This window comes from Paenibacillus silviterrae (assembly GCF_030167925.1).
Classification (GTDB): Bacteria; Bacillota; Bacilli; order Paenibacillales; family NBRC-103111; genus Paenibacillus_G; species Paenibacillus_G silviterrae.
On the sequence record NZ_JASKUT010000001.1, the window covers coordinates 4,462,244 to 4,482,051 of the forward strand.

The 19,808-nt window shown below is 33.9% G+C and carries 16 protein-coding genes; all 16 read left to right on the forward strand.

Going from position 1 to position 19,808, the window contains the following annotated elements; genetic code table 11:
- Positions 1-942, forward strand: a complete 942-nt coding sequence (locus QMO62_RS20610; protein ID WP_284643826.1) for an NAD-dependent epimerase/dehydratase family protein — start codon at positions 1-3, stop codon at positions 940-942.
- A 25-nt stretch (positions 943-967) separates the two neighbouring features.
- A complete protein-coding gene (locus tag QMO62_RS20615; RefSeq protein ID WP_284643829.1) occupies positions 968-1,993 on the forward strand; it encodes a Gfo/Idh/MocA family protein in 1,026 nt (341 codons plus the stop codon).
- A gap of 22 nt (positions 1,994-2,015) precedes the next feature.
- Entirely contained in the window at positions 2,016-3,143 is a 1,128-nt protein-coding gene (locus tag QMO62_RS20620; protein WP_284643831.1) for a DegT/DnrJ/EryC1/StrS family aminotransferase, read from the forward strand.
- 3 nt (positions 3,144-3,146) lie between these two features.
- On the forward strand, positions 3,147-4,460 hold the full coding sequence (locus QMO62_RS20625) for a nucleotide sugar dehydrogenase (protein ID WP_284643833.1): 1,314 nt from the start codon (positions 3,147-3,149) through the stop codon (positions 4,458-4,460).
- A 12-nt stretch (positions 4,461-4,472) separates the two neighbouring features.
- A complete protein-coding gene (locus QMO62_RS20630) occupies positions 4,473-5,768 on the forward strand; it encodes a lipopolysaccharide biosynthesis protein (protein WP_284643835.1) in 1,296 nt (431 codons plus the stop codon).
- Between the two features lie 274 nt (positions 5,769-6,042).
- Positions 6,043-7,128, forward strand: a complete 1,086-nt coding sequence (locus tag QMO62_RS20635; protein WP_284643837.1) for a hypothetical protein — start codon at positions 6,043-6,045, stop codon at positions 7,126-7,128.
- Between the two features lie 20 nt (positions 7,129-7,148).
- Positions 7,149-8,981, forward strand: a complete 1,833-nt coding sequence (gene asnB, locus QMO62_RS20640; protein WP_284643839.1) for an asparagine synthase (glutamine-hydrolyzing) — start codon at positions 7,149-7,151, stop codon at positions 8,979-8,981.
- On the forward strand, positions 8,981-10,090 hold the full coding sequence (locus tag QMO62_RS20645; protein WP_284643841.1) for a glycosyltransferase family 4 protein: 1,110 nt from the start codon (positions 8,981-8,983) through the stop codon (positions 10,088-10,090). The genes asnB and QMO62_RS20645 overlap by 1 nt, the downstream gene beginning before the upstream one ends.
- Positions 10,071-11,309 (forward strand): glycosyltransferase family 4 protein, encoded by a 1,239-nt coding sequence (locus QMO62_RS20650; RefSeq protein ID WP_284643843.1) that lies wholly within the window; start codon positions 10,071-10,073, stop codon positions 11,307-11,309. Before QMO62_RS20645 ends, QMO62_RS20650 begins: the two co-directional genes overlap by 20 nt.
- Positions 11,310-11,332: 23 nt before the next feature.
- The gene (wecB, locus tag QMO62_RS20655) at positions 11,333-12,421 is read left to right on the forward strand and encodes a non-hydrolyzing UDP-N-acetylglucosamine 2-epimerase (protein ID WP_284643845.1); all 1,089 of its coding nucleotides are present in this window, start codon (positions 11,333-11,335) and stop codon (positions 12,419-12,421) included.
- Between the two features lie 10 nt (positions 12,422-12,431).
- Positions 12,432-13,004, forward strand: coding sequence for a sugar transferase (locus QMO62_RS20660; RefSeq protein WP_284643847.1), 573 nt, complete (start codon positions 12,432-12,434; stop codon positions 13,002-13,004).
- Between the two features lie 34 nt (positions 13,005-13,038).
- Positions 13,039-13,752, forward strand: coding sequence for an N-acetyltransferase (locus QMO62_RS20665; protein WP_284643849.1), 714 nt, complete (start codon positions 13,039-13,041; stop codon positions 13,750-13,752).
- A 98-nt stretch (positions 13,753-13,850) separates the two neighbouring features.
- A complete protein-coding gene (locus tag QMO62_RS20670; RefSeq protein WP_284643851.1) occupies positions 13,851-14,825 on the forward strand; it encodes a family 43 glycosylhydrolase in 975 nt (324 codons plus the stop codon).
- Between the two features lie 540 nt (positions 14,826-15,365).
- On the forward strand, positions 15,366-16,469 hold the full coding sequence (locus tag QMO62_RS20675; RefSeq protein WP_284643853.1) for an acyltransferase family protein: 1,104 nt from the start codon (positions 15,366-15,368) through the stop codon (positions 16,467-16,469).
- A 449-nt stretch (positions 16,470-16,918) separates the two neighbouring features.
- Positions 16,919-17,215: a hypothetical protein gene (locus QMO62_RS20680; protein WP_284645028.1), complete on the forward strand. Its 297-nt coding sequence runs from the start codon at positions 16,919-16,921 to the stop codon at positions 17,213-17,215.
- Positions 17,216-18,087: 872 nt separating this feature from the next.
- Positions 18,088-19,794, forward strand: coding sequence for a hypothetical protein (locus QMO62_RS20690; protein ID WP_284643854.1), 1,707 nt, complete (start codon positions 18,088-18,090; stop codon positions 19,792-19,794).
- Positions 19,795-19,808: the final 14 nt, after the last annotated feature.

The following is a 19,808-nucleotide window of genomic DNA, read 5'->3' on the forward strand; positions in this document are numbered from 1 at the left end:
GTGAATGAAATAAAAACAGTTTTAGTAACTGGGGCTTCAGGATATATTGGCCAGGCAACAGTAAGAGCATTATCTAAGCATTACAATGTCATCGCGGCATCAAGAAGCAATGTATTTTCAGGTGAAACGTTGATAAATGTGCAGCATGCTAAAATTGATGGTTCGATAGAAACTTTCTTTTGGGATTCTATTATGGATGATGTGGATATCGTCATTCATCTTGCCGCAAGAGTGCACGTTATGAAGGATAATGCAAAAACACCACTTGAGGAATTTAGACGTGTCAATGTAGATGGAACAAGAAAATTACTGCTTGCCGCTTCAAATAAGAATGTAAAACAAATCATTTATTTAAGTTCCATTGCTGCGTTAGGAGAAGATGAAGTTGCTCATCTAACGGAAGAAACCGAAGCTAGACCCAGTACTCCTTATGGGGTATCAAAATGGGAAGCAGAAAATTTAATTAAATCCTTTTGTACAGAAAAATCGATAAACTGGGTGATCTTACGACCTCCAATGGTATATGGAAAAGAAGCACCCGGGAATTTTAAGAAAATAAGTAATTTAGTTCAGAGTGGGTTTCCAAATCCCTTAGGAGCAATAGAAAATAAAAGAAGCTTTATTTTTATTGAAAATTTAGTTGATGCCATCATTTCAGTAATCAATGACCCTGCTTCAAATGGAAATATTTTTCATGTTTCTGATAATGAAGCTATATCAACTACGGAGTTAGTAAATGAAATTTCTAAAAACTTAAACAAATCTATAGTTTCGTTACCCATTCCCGTAAATATCTTGAAATTTATAGGAAGATTATTACGTAAAGAAGAAATGATTAAAAAACTCACCAATGATCTTACTGTAAGTAATACGAAAATCAAGGAAAAGATAAATTGGAATCCACCATTTACAGTCTATGAAGCCTTAAAGAAAAGTATATAATTTAGAAGGAGGGAATTATGAATCGATGAGGAAAATAAAATTTGCAATTGTTGGATGCGGACACATTGCCAAAAAGCACATAGAATCTATTGAAAAGTCTAGCATTACAGAATTAGTAGCTGTATGCGACACGAATGTAGATAGACTAAACGAATTTAAAGAAATATACAATGTGGAAGGCTATTTGGATTTAGAAGAAATGCTTCAAAAGCAAGTCGATATTGATGTTGTTAATATTTGTACCCCAAGTGGACTGCATAAAAAGCTAGCAGTTATGGTAGCTAGTTATAAAAAACATGTCGTTGTAGAAAAACCAATCGCGTTAACATTAGAAGATGCTAATGCAATAATCGAGGCGTGTGAAGCAAATAAAGTGAAATTATCAGTAGTTCATCCGAATCGATTTAGACCTGCTGTACAATTATTAAAAGAAGAAATGGAAAAAGAATCACTTGGTAAAATAAGTCATGTAAATGCAACGGTTAGATGGAATCGAAATCAAGCATATTATGATCAAGCAGCATGGAGAGGTACTAAAGAGTTTGATGGTGGAGTTCTGATGAATCAAGCTATTCATAATTTAGATTTATTAATATGGTTGTTTGGAGAAATTGATGAAGTCAAAAGTTTTACAGCAACTAGATTACGTAAAATTGAGGCTGAAGATGTTGCAGTTTCAATACTTAAGTTTAAGAAAGGGTTCTTAGGAATCATTGAAGCAGCTGCAACGATTTATCCCAAGAACCTAGAGGAATCCATTAGTGTTTTTGGGGAACAGGGGACAGTTATTATTGGAGGAACGACTGCGAATTGGGTAAAACATATTCAAATAGAAGGGTATTCGGAAGAATCATTAAAAGAAAAAGTACTTGAAATTGATAACAATCCATACGGAGAGTCAGGGCATTATTTGATTATTGAAGATATGGCTCAATGTGTTTTGCAAAAAGATAGAATCCCTTTAGTTAGTGGTGAAGATGGAAAAGAAGCATTAAAATTAGTTTTGGCGATCTACAAATCAGCCGAATCCAGTAACTTAATTCCTTCATAATTATAAGAAATGTGGTGTTAAAATGGAAAAGAAAAATATTCCTCTGTTAGACTTGACAGCTCAGTATGAACAAATTGAAGAGCAGATTCTTTCTGTAACAAAAAATGTTCTAAAAAGTGGAAACTATATCATGGGACCTGAGGTAAAAAATTTTGAAGATGAAGTGGCAAAATATTGTAATGTAAAGCATGCAATCGGTTTGGCTAATGGAACTGATGCACTTCTTCTCACACTAGATGCTTTAGGTATTAGTCATGGTGATGAGGTTATCACAACTCCATTTACATTTTTCGCAACGGCAGAGGTAATTTCTCAAGTTGGAGCGACTCCTATTTTTGTGGACATTGACCCAGATACTTATAACATTAATGTTAAAAACATTGAAAAGGCAATAACACCAAAAACAAAAGCAATATTACCCGTTCATATTTTCGGCCAGCCTGTTGATATGGATGAAATAATGGAAATTGCAAATAAGCATAGTCTTTATGTTATTGAAGATTCCGCCCAAGCAATGGGTTCAGTTTATAAGGGAAAAAAAATTGGTTCGATAGGAACAGCTGGGACTTTTTCTTTCTTTCCAACTAAAAACCTCGGTGGATACGGGGACGGTGGGATGGTAATCACAAATGATGATGAGTTAGCAAGAAAGCTTAGAATATTAAGAGTACATGGAAGTAATCCCAAATATTATCATTCCATGATTGGATATAATAGTAGACTGGATACACTTCAGGCAGCAATGCTAAGTATAAAGTTACCGTATTTAGATCATTGGAACCAGGCTCGTAGAGAAAAAGCCAAAATTTATGATGAAGCTTTAGTCGGACTTCCGTTAAGAACTCCATACATTAAAGAAGATCGAGAAACTATTTATCATCTTTATATTATTCATACAGACTATAGGGATGAATTGATGAAGTATTTGTCTGAGAAGGGTATATCCTCTGGAGTGTACTATCCTGTACCACTACATCGTCAGAATGTATACTTAAACTTAGGATACGAATTAGGTACTCTGATTAACGCTGAAAATTCGTCTAGTGGAACGATGGCTTTGCCGCTATATCCTGAGTTAACTATCGAGGATCAGCGATATATTATATCGACAATAAAAGATTTTTTTTCAAATGTTAAGAAAGGAAACTAACATATGAATAATGAATACTCTGTAAGATTAATTGAAAAGCTTGAAAAAAAAGAAGCCGTAATCGGTGTTGTTGGATTAGGGTATGTCGGTCTTCCATTAGCTGTTGAAAAAGCAAAGGCAGGATTTGAAGTTATAGGATTTGACGTACAGGCTCAAAAAGTTGATATGGTTAACAAAGGAATAAATTACATTGGTGATGTTGTCGAAGAGGATTTAAAACATATTGTTGAACAAAAAAAATTGAGAGCAACGCTTGATTATTCTTTTATACAAGATGTAGATGCTGTTGCAATATGTGTACCAACCCCTCTTGATATTTATCAACAACCAGATACTAGCTATGTAGAAAATTCAGCTAAGGAAATAGCCAAGTTTATTCATCCAGGCATGCTTGTGGTTCTAGAAAGTACAACTTATCCGGGTACTACTGAGGAATTAGTAAAACCTATACTAGAAGCAAGTGGTTTAGTTTGTGGTACTGATTTCTTTTTAGCCTATTCACCCGAAAGAGTTGACCCAGGCAATAAACATTATAATACAAAGAATACTCCAAAAGTTGTAGGTGGCATCACTCCACAATGTACTAAAGTAGCTTCTACAATGTATTCATCCGTATTAGAAGGAGATGTACATGAAGTATCCAGTCCAGCAATAGCTGAAATGGAAAAGATTTATGAGAATACATTTAGACATATTAACATTGCATTAGCTAATGAAATGGCAATTTTATGTGATAAGATGGGTATTAATGTTTGGGAAGTAATCGATGCAGCCAAAACAAAGCCATATGGTTTTATGGCTTTTTATCCAGGGCCTGGACTAGGTGGTCACTGTATTCCGATAGATCCTTTTTATTTAACATGGAAAGCTCGTGAATACAATTATCACACAAGGTTAATTGAACTTGCTGGCGAGATCAATAATAGTATGCCGGAATTCGTTGTTAATAAAGCAGCAGATATTTTAAATGAAAAGTCTAAAGCACTAAAAGGTTCAAAAATTCACTTGCTTGGGGTAGCGTATAAAAAAGACATAGATGATATAAGAGAATCTCCTGTTCTGAACATTATTGACATATTAGAGGTAAAAGGTGCAAGTATCTCTTATACCGACCACCATATACCTTCGTTTAAAAGAAATGGGAAAAGTTACGAATCATTAGATCTAGCAACTATTTCTGATTGTGATTTAACTATTATTACAACCGATCATTCTGCGTTTGATTATGAAGTTGTTGCAAAACTTTCTAATTTCATTCTTGATACACGAAATGCAATGGCCAAGATTGATTTCAAAGGTAATTATTATTTGTTGTAAAGAGGTGATGATGTGTCAGTATTGTTCAAATTAAAAAATTACTTACAAAATAGATTTTTAAAAAATATCCTTACTTTAATGACTGGGACAATACTGGCACAATTCATCGGTTTTATTACGTTACCAATTATTACAAGACTATACTCCGCTGAACAATTTGGTATTTATCAAAATTTTAGTATGATTATGTCTATACTGATGGTAATAGCATGTTTACGCTACGAACAAGCCATTGTCTTGCCTGAAAAACAAGATGAAGCAAAACATTTGTTTTTTCTTTGTTCCATAATATCAATTGTAGTCGGTGTAATTACTTTTATAATATTCTTAATTTTTGATGATTATTTACTCTCAATGATGAAGTTAGAAGGGCTAAATATATTTTTTTCTTTAGGTATTATAGTGTTAGGCTTTTTTCAAGCTGTTAGTTATTTGATGATAAGAACACAAAAGTATAATTTGCTTGCAAGATCTAAATTTCTACAAATAATTTTGATGTCTTTTTTGCAAATTATTTTATACTATCTTATAAATACTAACTATGGATTAATCCTTGGATATCTACTCGCTAATTTATCTCTTACAATATACTTAGTATCTGTTGTACTAGCAAATGAATTTAAAGATTTTAAGTTCTCATTTAAGACGGTAATAAATCAAATAGTTAAACATAGGAAACTACCACTTATAAACGCTGGTACTTCCATTATTGATAATTTCGCTGCTGCGTTTCCAACGTTTTTTTTTACTAAAATGTTTGGATTAGGTGTTACTGGTTCTTTTGGATTAGCCTATAGAATGGTAAACATCCCTATTTCGTTAATAGGAAACTCATTGTCTCAAGTATTCTTACAAAAAATTTCTGAGGCCTATCGTGAGGAAGCAAATATTCACCACATTATAATACAAGTTATAAAAAAATTGAGCTTCTTTTCTCTAATTTTACTTATACTTATGCAGTTTTCACCATGGATTTTTGGAATAGTTTTTGGAAGTAATTGGAGATTTGCTGGAGAAATAGCACAATTGATGTCTTTTGCGATAGCTATAAGATTTATTGTATCACCCTTAAGTTCGGTTTTTATAATTTGTGAAAAACAAGAAATTATGGCTATTTGGCAAATTTCTTATTTAATAACCACGGTTGGTTTATTGGTTTATAGTTTGAAGTTTGAATCCATATACATTAGTATTATATTTCTAGTTGCAAATGACGTGGTACTTTATAGTTTTTATTTATTTTTATTATTAAGAGTAGTTAAAAGTATTCAAGTGAAAAGAAAAGTTACAGGAGATAACTATGACTAATCTTTTTAATAGACTATCATTAGTAATGGGAGTCTTAGTATATATTATTTTACTTGATTGGTCGTATATTCATATTATTTCACCTTCATATAAGTACATGGGTTTTCATTATTTTAAACCAACTGTTATATCATGGTTTATAAGTTATGTACTTATGATGATGCCCTCAATAAGTATGCCTTTTAATCTTAAAAGACCCTCTTTGATCATATTTTGGCTTTTATATGTTATAGTGGTGATTCCATCAATTTTAATACCATTATATGCTATTCAAATGTCATATGATAACATATTAATTTTTCAGTTTAGTTTATCTATACTGTATATATTAATTGCTTTCATTTATAAGCTGCCATTAATACAAGTTAGAAAACTTAAAATATCTTATCCTTTAATATGGGGAATTATTCTTTTTTTAAATTTATTATTCAGCGCATATATAGTTTCTACATTTGGAGTATCATTAAATTACTTTTCATTTAATGAGGTTTATTCAATAAGAGCAAATTATATTAGTACACTATCAAGGGTGGGAGGATTATTGCCATATATAATAGGATGGCAAGCAAATATTCTAAATCCTGTTATAATTATAGAAGGGTTAATGAGAAGAAATTATTATTATCTAATGATGGGGTTAGTTGGTCAATTAATTATTTATTCGATAACTGGATTTAAAAGTGTATTCTTTTCTGTCGTTCTTATTTTTCTAATTTATATAATCACTTCCTTCTTTAAAAGAGATAAAATAGCAAATATATTTTTATGGGGATCTGCTTTTAGTGTTTTATTAGCTATTGTAACCCATTTTAATAATTCTAACATCCTCTCATCTTTATTGTTACAAAGAACTATTGTCATGCCTGGATTATTATCTGGCCAGTATTATCAATTTTTTTCTGAAAATGCAAAGGCGTTACTTGGCCATTCTATATTTAGAAATATAGTTCAGTATCCTTATTCAGTTCAGCCTCCTTTTCTAATCGGGGATTTTTACTATAATAGTCCTTCAACGGAAGCTAATGCAAATATTTGGGCTGATGCATTTGCTAATTTTGGTAATTGGGGAATTATTATTTATACTATATTATTTGCTTTAGTACTATGGATATATGATAGTATTTCAAAAGATTTAGATTATAGATTCGCTTCAATGATGTTGGCCGTACCTTCCTTTACTTTGGCCAATTCTTCCTTGCTTACATCTATGCTCACACATGGAATTTTATTATGTTTTATTATAATATACTTGTTACCCAGCACAAAGTATTCAAATAAACATAAAAACTATAGCATTACAAATATGATTAATATAATCTTTAAATTTATGAAAGAGATTAAAGACGTTAAATCATTATAAATGTATATAAGGAGAACTATATGTGCGGGATTGCGGGAATTATTGATAAAAAGGGAAACCCAGTAAATGAAGAATTAATTAGAGAAATAACGGATATTGTTATACATCGCGGACCTGATGGAGCTGGATATTACTGTTTTCAAAATTTTGCTTTTGGGCACCGGAGACTGGCGATATTAGATTTATCAGCAGATGGTCATCAACCAATGCATTATCAGGATAATGAATATACCATTACATTTAATGGTGAAGTTTATAATTATTTAGAATTAAAAAAAGAATTAAAAGAATTCGGCTATAAATTTAAATCTAACTCTGACACCGAAGTGATCCTAGCTTCTTATTGCCATTGGGGAACAGATTGTGTTAATAAGTTTAATGGTATGTGGGCTTTTGCTATTTTTGATAAGAAAAAACAGCAAATTTTTTGTTCAAGAGACCGATATGGTGTAAAACCATTTTATTATTACAATAATGATAATCAATTTATTTTTGGATCAGAAATCAAACAACTATTGACTTTTCTCCCATCTAAAAAAGTTAATAAAAGAATATTGTTAGATTTTTTGATCTCAAATTACTCCGATCATACTGAAGAAACATTTTTTCAAAATATAAGGAAGTTAGCAGCGGCTCATAATCTAATTTATGATATAAAAGCAAATAGTTTTAAGATTTATCGTTACTATTCAATAGAAAAAATAACAGAAGTAGAAAATCTTTCTTATGAATCAAGTGAAAAGCTATATGGTGAGGCTTTTAAGAAAGGTATTGCATTACGACTTCGTTCCGACGTTAAAGTGGGTACTTGTTTAAGTGGAGGTTTAGATAGTTCTAGTGTCGCTACGGTTGCTGCCGTGATCAATAATGAAAAAACAGACATACCATTTTCTGCAATAACAGCGGTTAGCACACAAAGTAACAATGATGAGTCTGGTTTTGCCAAAATAGTTGCAGATCATAGCCAAATGAATTGGATTAAGGCTGAACCTACGTATGAAGATTTCGTCAATAGTTTAGATCATATAGTCTATTCCCAAGAAGAACCTTTCGGTAGTCCATCATTAACTATGCAGTATTTTGTTATGAAAGCGGCAAAAGATAATGGTATCACCGTACTTTTAGATGGTCAAGGCGGGGATGAAACATTACTTGGTTATGAAAAATATTATGCCGCATACTACGCTACAATTTTTAGAAAAAAAGGTTTACTAGCTGCTCTTAAAGCTATTAATGATTCCTCTCGGAATAATTCTAAAATGAATATTAAATATATTATAATGTATTTAGTTGGTGGACTTTCATCATCATTAAGATATAAATTTTACTCTTGGAGACATCGATATTTAAAGGAATTCCCAACACAAATACCACAGCATATCAAAGACTTTTCAAAAGCTTGCCTGGATGAATTTGAACTTCAAGAGTTGGAAATCAGAAGTTCGAATTTGCCTATATTGCTAAGATATGAAGATAAAAACTCAATGGCCCACTCAATTGAAGCTAGGTTACCATTTTTAGACTATAAAACCCTGGGCATCGCCTTATCTTTGCCGGGAAATGTTAAAATCCATGAGGGTTGGACTAAATGGATTTTAAGAAAAGTAATGGATAAACAAATGCCTGGAGAAATCATTTGGCGTAAAAATAAATTTGGTTTCGAGGCTCCAGAAGAGCAATGGTTAAAGAAGCATGAGGGAATTATGATTGAAGAAATAATGCAATCTAGAATTCTTGATAGCATATCTAACAAGAACAAACTACAGAGGCTATTTAATTCACTTGATAAAAGGACTAAATGGCGATTGTATAGCATTGCACTCTGGGAAAAAAGGTTTGAGGTTGAAATTTAATGAAAGTTTGCCACTTTACTTCCGTTCATTCCCCTTTAGACGTGAGAATATTCCTAAAGGAATGTGTTACTTTAGCAGAGGCTGGATACGAAACAAATTTAGTAGTAACCGGCTATAAAAATACTATAACTCAGGGAGTTAAAATTTATTCTGTAGAAAAATCACCTGGTAGATTGAAACGAATGTTAGCAACAGCTCGAGAGGTATATAAAGTTGCTAAAAATTTAGATGCTGATATTTATCACTTTCATGACCCGGAGTTATTACCGTATGCCTTATTATTAAGATTAAGTGGAAAGATTGTTATTTATGATGTTCATGAGGATCTACCAAGAGATATTTTATCTAAACATTGGATACCGCGTTTCTTAAGAAAAATAATTTCTTTTTTGGTAGAGAAATTAGAAAATGCAATAGCTAAAAAATGCATTATTGTGGGCGCTACGCCTACGATTACTAAACGTTTTGATGAAATTGGTTGTAAGAGTGTAAATATTAATAATTATCCTATAATGTCTGAGCTATTTTCTACTACCAATGAATGGAACAATAAGAGTAAGCAGGTATGCTATGTAGGAGGTATTAACAAAGTTAGAGGTATTGACCAAATGATTCGTGCTTCGTATAAAACGAACACTCAATTAGTACTTGCTGGAACATTCACAAATATTGAATATAAGAATATTTTACAAGAGCAAGTGGAGTGGCAAAACGTTAAAGAACTTGGTCAAATAGATAGAGAAGGTATAAAAGAGCTTTATAAACAAAGTATCGCAGGATTAGTGGTTCTACAACCTATTGTTACGTTTGTTGATTCTTTACCTATTAAGTTGTTTGAATATATGGCAGCAGGTATTCCAGTCATCTGTTCCAATTTTCCCTTGTGGAAAACAATAGTTGAGGAAAATAATTGTGGTATTTGTGTTGATCCCTCCGACGAGGATGCTATTGCTGCTGCTATTAACTGGATTGTAAACAATCCGGAAGGAGCAGCTATCATGGGGAAAAACGGTCGTTTGGCGGTAGAAAATAAATATAACTGGGAAATTGAAAGTAATAAATTACTTAATTTATACAAGGAGCTTGAAAATGAAAATTTGGATATTTAATCATTATGCAATAGCTCCAGGCACTAGTGGGATTACTAGACATTATGATCTGGCCAAGGAATTGGTGAAGCTAGGTTGCGAAGTAACGATTTTTGCTTCTTCATTTGATCATCAAACCCGGAAAGAGATTCATATCCAAGATGATAATACTAAGGCGTTATTTGAGAACTATTCTGGTGTACGTTTTGTGTGGATAAAAACGCCATCATATATCAAAAATGATATAAAGAGAGTAAATAACATGATTGTATATACGTTAGGTGCATATCGTGAGGCTATGAAAATCAAAGAGAAACCTGATATATGTATAGGATCACTAATGCATCCGTTGGCAGCTTTATTAGGTTATTATGTTGCGGATAAAAAAAAATGTTTATTTTTTTTCGAGGAGAGAGATCTATGGCCTCAGTCTCTCATTGATTTAGGCAAAGTCTCTGCTAAAAGCCCACTAGTATGGTTACTAGGGAAATTAGAAATGTTTCTTTACAATAAGTCTGATAAAATAATAATTTTATTTGATAAAGCCCGAGGTTATATAGAAAGTAAAGGGATTGACTCCGAAAAAATAATTTATTTACCTAATGGTGCTGATTTACAAAGGTATGATAGTGATGAGAAAAAGGAACTACCTTCTGAAGTTGAATCAGCTTTAACAACGCATAAAGATAAATTTCTCGCGATATATACAGGAACTTTAGGAGTAGCAAATAATCTAGATGCTGTTTTAGATGCTGCCTCTGTTTTGAAAGAAGAAAATAGAGAAAATATACATTTCCTACTAATTGGAAATGGTGCAGAAAAAGAAAGACTCCAAAAAAGAAAAGAAAAAGAATCTTTGAATAATGTCACTTTTCTTAATCCTGTTAGTAAGGAATTTATACCAATCATTTTAGATCGTGTCAATGTAGGACTACTGCCATTAGAGGATTCCCCAATATTTAAGTGGGGGATTAGTCCAAATAAAATGTTTGATTATATGGCTGCGTCATTACCGACGATATTGTTGTGTAATTTGGATGGAACACCGTTAGAGAAATCGGGTGGTGGTACTGTAATTAAGGAGAATTTTGTTAGTAATTTAGCTAATCAATTGATCGAATATGCCGCAGATAAATCGCAGACTAGGATAACGGGGGAAAAGGCAAGAAATTATGTTGTAAAACATCATACATGGAGTAAATTAGCTAAAGAATTTTATCAAACTATAAAAAAGATCTAAATAAATTATATTGGAGTAATAATATGAACAAAAAGATAATTACAATCGTGGGAGCGCGTCCTCAATTTATCAAGGTTGCCGCTGTATCTCGGGTTTTGAGAGACTCTTTTAAAGAAATAATTGTCGATACAGGCCAACATTACGATTATAAAATGGCGGGCATTTTTTTTGATGAACTTGGAATTCCAAAACCTGACTATTCATTAAATATCGGCTCGGGTTCCCACGGGCAACAAACTGGAAACATGATGTCACGCATAGAAGAAGTTTTGATAAAAGAAAATCCAGATGCTGTGCTAGTATATGGTGATACGAACTCTACCCTGGCTGGGGCTCTTGTAGCAAGTAAGCTTCATATACCTATTTTTCATGTAGAGGCTGGACTCAGAAGTTATAATAGAAAAATGCCTGAGGAGATCAATCGTCTGCTGACTGATCATATTTCTTCACTTCTCTTTGCTCCTACAAATACGGCAGTAGAAAATCTGGCGAAAGAAGGAATAATAGACAATGTGTTTCAAGTAGGGGACGTTATGTATGATGCTGTTTCTTTTTATGGAAGTACGGCACAAGAGAAATATAACATTGAAATATTTAATGTCAAAAAAGATGAATTCTTATTAGCAACAATTCATCGTGCCGAAAATACTGATGATATTTTGCGTCTAGAAGCAATTATTAACTCTTTAGTACAAATTAATGATACTGTTATCCTACCGCTACATCCTAGGACACAAAAGAAAATAAATGATTCTTCTCTATTAATTGAGAAGTTAAATAAACAGCACAAAGTAAAAATCATTGACCCTGTATCTTATCTTGAAATGTTGCTTCTGGAGAAAAATGCTCGTGCAATAGTTACTGATTCAGGAGGAGTTCAAAAGGAAGCGTATTTTTCTAAAGTTCCATGTTTTACTTTACGAACTGAAACTGAATGGACTGAGACAGTGAAGTCAGGTTGGAACGTTTTAGTAGATCCTTTAGAAGAAAATTTACATGAAGTCATTCTGAACTATAAAAAGCCTGATCAGCATAAATTACTGTATGGCGATGGTAAATCCGCCTATAAGATTGTTGATCATATTAATCAATGGTTTGAAAGCAGAAGGTAGGTAAAACCCAATGTACTTTTTCTACAAGAGATGCTTGGATGTTACCTTAGCATCCATTGCAATTATTATTTCAGCTCCTATTTTATTAATAATATGTTTAGTAATTAAATTTGAATCTACTGGACCTATACTATTTAAGCAAAGAAGAATAGGGAAGGAAGGTAAGCAATTCAACATCTATAAGTTTAGAAGTATGAAGGTGGATACCCCAAATCTTGCAACCGATAAATTAAATAATCCCGAAACCTATATTACTAAGGTTGGGAAATTACTAAGAAAAACAAGTTTGGATGAATTACCTCAACTAATAAACATATTAAAAGGTGATATGTCTATTGTTGGACCTAGGCCCGCTTTATATAACCAATATGAACTAATAGCCACAAGGGAAAAATATGGTATTAACAAAATACGACCAGGCTTAACAGGGTATGCACAAATCATGGGACGGGATTTCATTACTGATGATCAAAAAGTAGCTTATGACAAATATTATTTGGATAATATGTCTATAAAGTTTGATTTTAAAATATGTATTTTAACCTTCATCAAGGTAGTAAAAACCGAAAATATTAGAGGTTAATATTTTATTATTTTATTAAAAGGACGGTAGATTAATGAATAATAACGTCTTTGGGAAAAATATAATTGTTGGTGAAAATGTTAGTTTAGGAGAAAATATTACGATCGGGAATAACGTTATTATTTATGAAGGGTCTATCATCGGAAATGATGTAATTATTCATGATAATGCGGTAATTGGAAAGCAGCCAATGAGAGCTAAAAATTCAGCTCTAAGAACTCCAATAGAGAAAGCAAAGCCTACTGTTATTGGTAGGGGATGTACAATCGGAACTTCTTCAATAGTTTATGCAGGCGCAATTCTGGATGAAGATGTATTTGTCGCAGATTTGGCTTCAATTAGAGAACGTGTATTTATTGGTAATAGAACAATCGTAGGCAGAGGAGTTGCTATTGAAAACGATTGTAAGATTGGTATTAAGTGCAAGCTTGAAACTAACTGTTATATTACTGCTTACTCTGAATTGGAAGACTATGTATTTATAGCACCCTGTGTTGTAACCACAAATGACAATTATATGGCTCGTACGAAAGAAAGATTTGATAAATTTAAAGGAGTAACTATTAAAAAAGGTGGAAGGATTGGAGCTAATGCAACGATCCTACCTGGAAGGGTTATTGCTGAAGACGGGACAGTAGCCGCTGGAAGTATTGTTACTAAGGACGTTATGCAACATGAACTAGTTGTAGGATCCCCAGCTAAAAAATTAAGAGATGTTCCTATTGAACAATTATTAGAGAACCAATAAGTAAATATATGGAACCCCTGTTCGCCGTGCAGGGGTTCCTGTTTATAGTTGTGAACTTTTGTGTTAATAAATATTAGTCGAGTGAGAGGGAATATACTGTGAAGCGATTTCAGGTTTCAAGCATATTGGTTTTAATTGCAATATTGTTATTTGTCTGCCTATTTGTAGAATGGAAAACTAATCATACCGAAATTAATAACATAAAGATTCGACTCAAATCAGGAACTTTAAGCAGTGAACTATTTACATTACCTACTGGAATAAATGAGTTTGATTTATTATATTCTCAAGGTGTTTATCATCTATTCTATGATAATAAAACAAGTTCAAAGCATCGCAGTGCAAATACAATTTATGAACTTCGATATTCAGAAAACGAAGTAACTATTTCTGGGAGATATCCTACGGCATATAGAGATGACAATGGTGATTGGCATATTTGGGTTTACAATCCACAAAAGAAAAGAACTGAGCACCTTTTATCGGTTGATAACCTAAATACATTCACATTTAAAGGTGACTGTCCTACTTATTTAGCTGATTGGCATGTACGAAAGAATCCAGAGGACCAAAAGTTTTATGCGAGTTACAAGAATATACAGACATTAAAAGCCGGAGTAGCTACGGCCGAATCACCTACTGGCCCTTGGGTTGATCTCGGACCGATTTTTAGTGAGATTGGACCAGAATTATGGCACTCGATGGAGGAAGCAGATGCTGCTATTTTTTTTAAAGAATCTAAAGCATTTGTTTCTTTTGCGGGTTGGGATGGTCACAAACAAAGGGTAGGGCTTGTGGAACTTAACCCTACTACGATGAAAGCTTTAGAACCGGCCTTGGTGTTAGTTGAACCAACAGAACCATGGCAAAATAGGAATTCTCAAGCAAAGATTTTTAATCCCGTGTACATTGATGAAACCCATGAACTCAAGCAAGAAAGCATATTTTATTCACATAATTCAGATCCAGGAACTGATAAAGCAATTAGTTCTGGATGGGGTTATTTAGAGGCACGAAAACCATTAAACATAGTAGAGTTATTTTATAAAAAGATTATTGAACTTGTGATGTAAATCCGGTACACCCTCTTCGTAGGAGAGGGGGTACCGAGATCTGGAGCTAGCGGACATCATGGCAGTAGGTAGACAAATTCATTCGTTAGAATGGTTACGACGTTTACGGAACCACCAGAAAGAAGGATGCTTGGAGATTACAGCAAATTAATTTTAAGCATATTGTTGAAGTCGATCTGAATATTGAAACCAGTAGAGACCAAGTAATAGCTCAAATAAAACCCAATTTTATTGCCTACGGCGCTTACTCTTTTGAATAAAACGATAAACAAATTTATGAAACCAATTTTCTAATGGTCGACACCAGTGAAGAAGAGCCTGATACCCGAATGGTTCGTATTCTATTTCGAAAATATCGGAAGCCCAGTTGCTGCTTAATATACCCGATCGGAAGTGGGACACAGCAGATTGGTATACCAAACCTGATAATACGCCTTTGTAGTCGGAATTTATCCGCATAAATGATACTTTAGAAGCAGGACAAATGAGTTTTTTGTCGAATAAATATTAAATTATGTGTATGATTGGAGAGAATATAATTTGGCTTATTTTTTTGAAAGATCAAAATATGATGCTTCGATGAAAACAATTAAAGGATTCAACGGTTTACGAGCCATTTCTGTATTGTTAGTAATCGCGTCTCATGGCGGATGGTTCCAAGCTTTATCAATTACCAACCCCGTAATTAGAGGGATCTTGAGCGCTGACGTTGGCGTCCAGATATTCTTCGTATTATCGGGATTCCTCATCACCAGGTTGTTATTGAAAGAACACAAAGAGTACGGAAACATAAACATTCGCAATTTCTTTATTCGAAGGATATTAAGGATCTTCCCGCTCTATTTCCTAGCACTCTCTGTGGTTCCAATTATGGAGAGCCAAGGTAAGATTGCTGTTAAAGGTTGCGTGTATGAACACGCCTATTTTTTTCTTTACAATTTTACACCGCAAGGCTGCGAACTCAATGCCTATAGCCACTTTTGGTCTCTTGCAGTAGAGGAACATTTTTATTTAATTTGGCCATTAATCTTTCTTTTTAACAAGCGTGTCGCTTTCTTTTTAGTAACACTTTTCGCTATAGTTGCAAGCATATTTGGGCTTAGCTTATGGCCCGATCTCTTGTCAGCCTATAATAGCGGACGATGGACTTATCCAGCAGCTGCGCCGATCGCATTTGGCTGCATCGCGGCGTACTTAGTCACTAGCGAGCGATTTTGTCATTGGGTGTCCACTAGGCTATTCCGAATTATATTGTTAGTATTTTCAGTGGCTACGTTCATCGCAAACGTTTTCGGGGAACCTCGCTTTATTTTTTACCTTGGGATTACTTGCTTGGTGCTGTACGTCTATTTCAGTCAGGATTCCCATGTTATTAAAGTGTTAGAGTTTCAACCATTGGCGTACATCGGTCAAATCAGCTTTGGTCTATATGTGTGGCAGGGGATTCTCGCAGGGAACGGTTCGTACCGTGAGTATCCAGATTATCCATTGCCGCTAGGAGAAGGTATAGCTTTGACGTTTCTTTTGGCGCCTCTTAGTTACCACTTTTTTGAGAAACCGATTCTACGGCTTAAGAAGTACTTTGAATCGTCCCGAGGTACCTCGCTTCCTAACGAGTTGGGAAGAAACAAGCCATTGGCCTAAGGGTTATACGCTGGCATCACGTATTGACATCGGATACCCGCGCTTGCCAGGTAAGGCATTTATCAATCATGAGAACGCCTTAATGTCGAGCTTTTTCACGCATACAACCATAGTGGTTCGAAATTAAAACGGAGTCACACAGCGTGGAGGAAAAATATCATCTACACTATTAGCGATTCCGCATGACACGGGAGATTTCTGTTTGATGGATAAAAAAGTTGTGAAACATATGCTATCCGTCCAGGAAAGAAACTTGTTCTGGAGGGGATAAGAGTGTTTATTGGTTTTAAAACATGTAGATTATATTCATCCGGTGAGAATGTTTGGGAGATAATAACATTTGAAATTAGAAGTAATATTAACTGGGCTAAAAGGCTCTTTCGTATTGTCCTGTATGTAAAAAATTTGCGGGAATTACGAATTCTACGCCAAAGCAAACTATGATTTATATGCCAAAGAAAATCATCCAAGAAATACCGACCCAAACTACATTGTACGAAAAAGCTACGTACGATAGTATGGAAGAAGCATCTTATGCAAGCAAAGCATATGCGAGATTGCTCCCTAAGGCGATGAAAAAACTACCTGATTTCGAAGGGGCACTGGATATTGGTACAGAGAAATGGTTCTTTTTTGGAGGAGCTTTTGGAGGAAGGATTTTAAATGTCATGGAGTGTGTTTGCACGGTACATCCACTCGGAGGCAATGATACATTCGGACCAAGGGATGCACTACACACACCCTAGCTTTCAAAAACGTGTAAAACGAGCAGGTCTTAAGCAGTCGAAAAGAGAAATTGTTGGGACAATGCTACTATGGAGTCTTTTTTAGCTCTTCAGCGGTATGTGATGCAAGCTGTGCCTCCAGCTCAAAAAGTTTGTTGCAATAGGCAACGCCTTTGTTGGCAAGGGACTCTTCCGGATGTTTCACTTCCGGTGGTAATGCACGACAAACTTATGACGAAGATGTACCCAGCATAGACAAGAGGTCGCCCCTGCTAGATTCGCATATCCGAGTAAGCATCCCTGTACTCGATGTTTTTTAGAGGCGGGAAAACAATTAGTAGAAGTTTTTTGTAAGAAGATCATTGATTTAGTTAACTTTCGTAAAACCTTGTTAGAAGCTATGAAACGCATTTCTCAAGCTCAAGTAATCATTTTACACTTCTTTTTGTATACAGAATGATCTATAATTACAAGGACAACATTAGTGTATGAGGGCCAGTTTCCATTTATAAAGGAACGGTGAAATGGAAAGCAAAAATAAAACTGTTTCAATTTATTTTAAAACGGCTTACGAGATACAGGTCGAATTGCAACATTTACAGGATATAATATAAAAATGGGTAACTTGTAGATGTGCTATCCCTCCTAATTGTTAACGACATAAATTATAGATTTCGTGTATTGAATATATATTCTCCTGAGAACTTCTTGTCATGAAAGAATATTCAAAATGTCAGCCCCTGTGACTTTCCATTTCTAACTTTATTACACCCGTGGTTGCGCCGTGAACACCCCCATGGGGAAGCGATTCATTAAATTACGAAAACGCTTCTTATCGAGGGTTGTATCCATGGGTGTAAGTTTAATTACTGCTAAAGGCGGGTTACTTATACGTGCGAATTCTAAAAACGAAAGCATACACAATCACAGCTTATATTATCGCTTTGTTAGTTGTGATGTTTTCATATACTCGCTTATATTTTGGCGTTGACTTTACGGATGAGGCTTTTTATAATTCTATACCATTTATTTTTTCATTAGGTCAAGTGCCTTTTGTTGACGAAATTAATTTGCTACAAACAGCTTCGTTTTTCACTTATCCATTCATAAAGCTTTATATTATTTTTATGGGAAGTTCTGATGGATTGGTATTATTCACAAGGCATTTATATTTTTTCTTTATGTTATTGCTGTCTTATTTTATCTATAACCTAGTAGTAAAAAGTATTAATAAAGATGTGGCAATTCTAGTTTCTTTACCTTCTGTTACTTTTACTCCCTTTAATATCCCGAGCCTTAGTTACAACACATTGGGCATGGGCTTTTTGAGTATAGGTTTATTTTTAGGTGTTTACACACTGCAGTACGTTAGTAATAAAAAGTGGATGGTCCTTACAGGTTTGTCCTTGGGTTTTGCCGTTGTAGCCTATCCGACTCTTATAATGCCCATTATATTTTATGCGTTACTCCTTTTATTGCATAGCATTAGGAAGAAAGTAGCAACTCCTTTTTTATTTTTTACCGTTGGTGGGTGCTTAGCTGTGCTCCCACTACTCCTAATTGCCAATATCGTAGGCATAAAAAATATTTTGCTGTCGTATCAGTATTCAACATCGGTCGGTGTTCAAGGTGGTTCTTTTTCAAAGGTTATTGAAAATATAGAGACGGTATACACCATGTTCAATAATAAATGGGTATTAGTGTTCACTATGTTTGCTTTATGTATCTCTTATAAATATGTAAAAAATCTTTTCTCAATGTTATTATTAATATTCCCGTTTTTAGCATTTGATTATGATAATTATCAACATATTGTTGCTTCCATGGTTTTCATTATATATTATGCATTGCTCGCGCCGTTTTTATTAATATATTTACGTAAGGATGTCCTTAGTAAAAGACTTTTTTTATATGGATGGGTGCCTTCATTCATCGCTGGGATAACAACGCTTTGGTCGAGTAGTAATGGATATAAGTCTGCAGCGATTGGTATATTCCCTGGCGCAATCATTACTTCAATTTATGTAATACTTATTTTAACAAAATTAATGCAAAATAATAAATCGAGTAATGCTGCATTGAAGGGACTTTTGAAAGGCGTTCAATTATTATATCCGCTTTTTTTATTGATGTTATTGATTATGCAACAGTTCTCTTCTGTTTATCGAGATGATAAGATCCCATTGTTAACCCGCAAGGTAGATTTTGGACCGTATAAGGGGATCTATTCAACAGATAAAAAATATGACTTTATGAAAAATCTAACAAAAGATATAAGTCGATATCCGACAGATATGAAAATTTTGTTTTATGATTATTTTCCTGCTGGTTATTTATTTTCTACAAGAATACCAGCTGCAAACACGACCTGGCTTATCTCTATGAAATCATATCCTAAGATAAAAAAATCATTCAACGTAAGTTATTACAATGATATGGCTACCAATCCGGCCATTGTGGTTAGGATGAAAAAAATTCCCTTCACTTCAGTAGAAGCTTTGGATTTAGATTATGTTCCAGTAGACCCAATAAATAATAAAATAAACAAAGAGTTTACCAAGGTTGCCGGAAACGATTCATATGAGATTCTAATAAAATAAGGATTTTCATGAAA

Coding starts and splice junctions, on each gene's coding strand:
- QMO62_RS20615 (WP_284643829.1), top strand. CDS start 968: ATGAGGAAAATAAAATTTGCAATTGTTGGATGCGGACACATTGCCAAA.
- QMO62_RS20620 (WP_284643831.1), top strand. CDS start 2,016: ATGGAAAAGAAAAATATTCCTCTGTTAGACTTGACAGCTCAGTATGAA.
- QMO62_RS20625 (WP_284643833.1), top strand. CDS start 3,147: ATGAATAATGAATACTCTGTAAGATTAATTGAAAAGCTTGAAAAAAAA.
- QMO62_RS20635 (WP_284643837.1), top strand. CDS start 6,043: ATGTCATATGATAACATATTAATTTTTCAGTTTAGTTTATCTATACTG.
- asnB (WP_284643839.1), top strand. CDS start 7,149: ATGTGCGGGATTGCGGGAATTATTGATAAAAAGGGAAACCCAGTAAAT.
- QMO62_RS20645 (WP_284643841.1), top strand. CDS start 8,981: ATGAAAGTTTGCCACTTTACTTCCGTTCATTCCCCTTTAGACGTGAGA.
- QMO62_RS20650 (WP_284643843.1), top strand. CDS start 10,071: ATGAAAATTTGGATATTTAATCATTATGCAATAGCTCCAGGCACTAGT.
- wecB (WP_284643845.1), top strand. CDS start 11,333: ATGAACAAAAAGATAATTACAATCGTGGGAGCGCGTCCTCAATTTATC.
- QMO62_RS20660 (WP_284643847.1), top strand. CDS start 12,432: ATGTACTTTTTCTACAAGAGATGCTTGGATGTTACCTTAGCATCCATT.
- QMO62_RS20665 (WP_284643849.1), top strand. CDS start 13,039: ATGAATAATAACGTCTTTGGGAAAAATATAATTGTTGGTGAAAATGTT.
- QMO62_RS20680 (WP_284645028.1), top strand. CDS start 16,919: ATGCCAAAGAAAATCATCCAAGAAATACCGACCCAAACTACATTGTAC.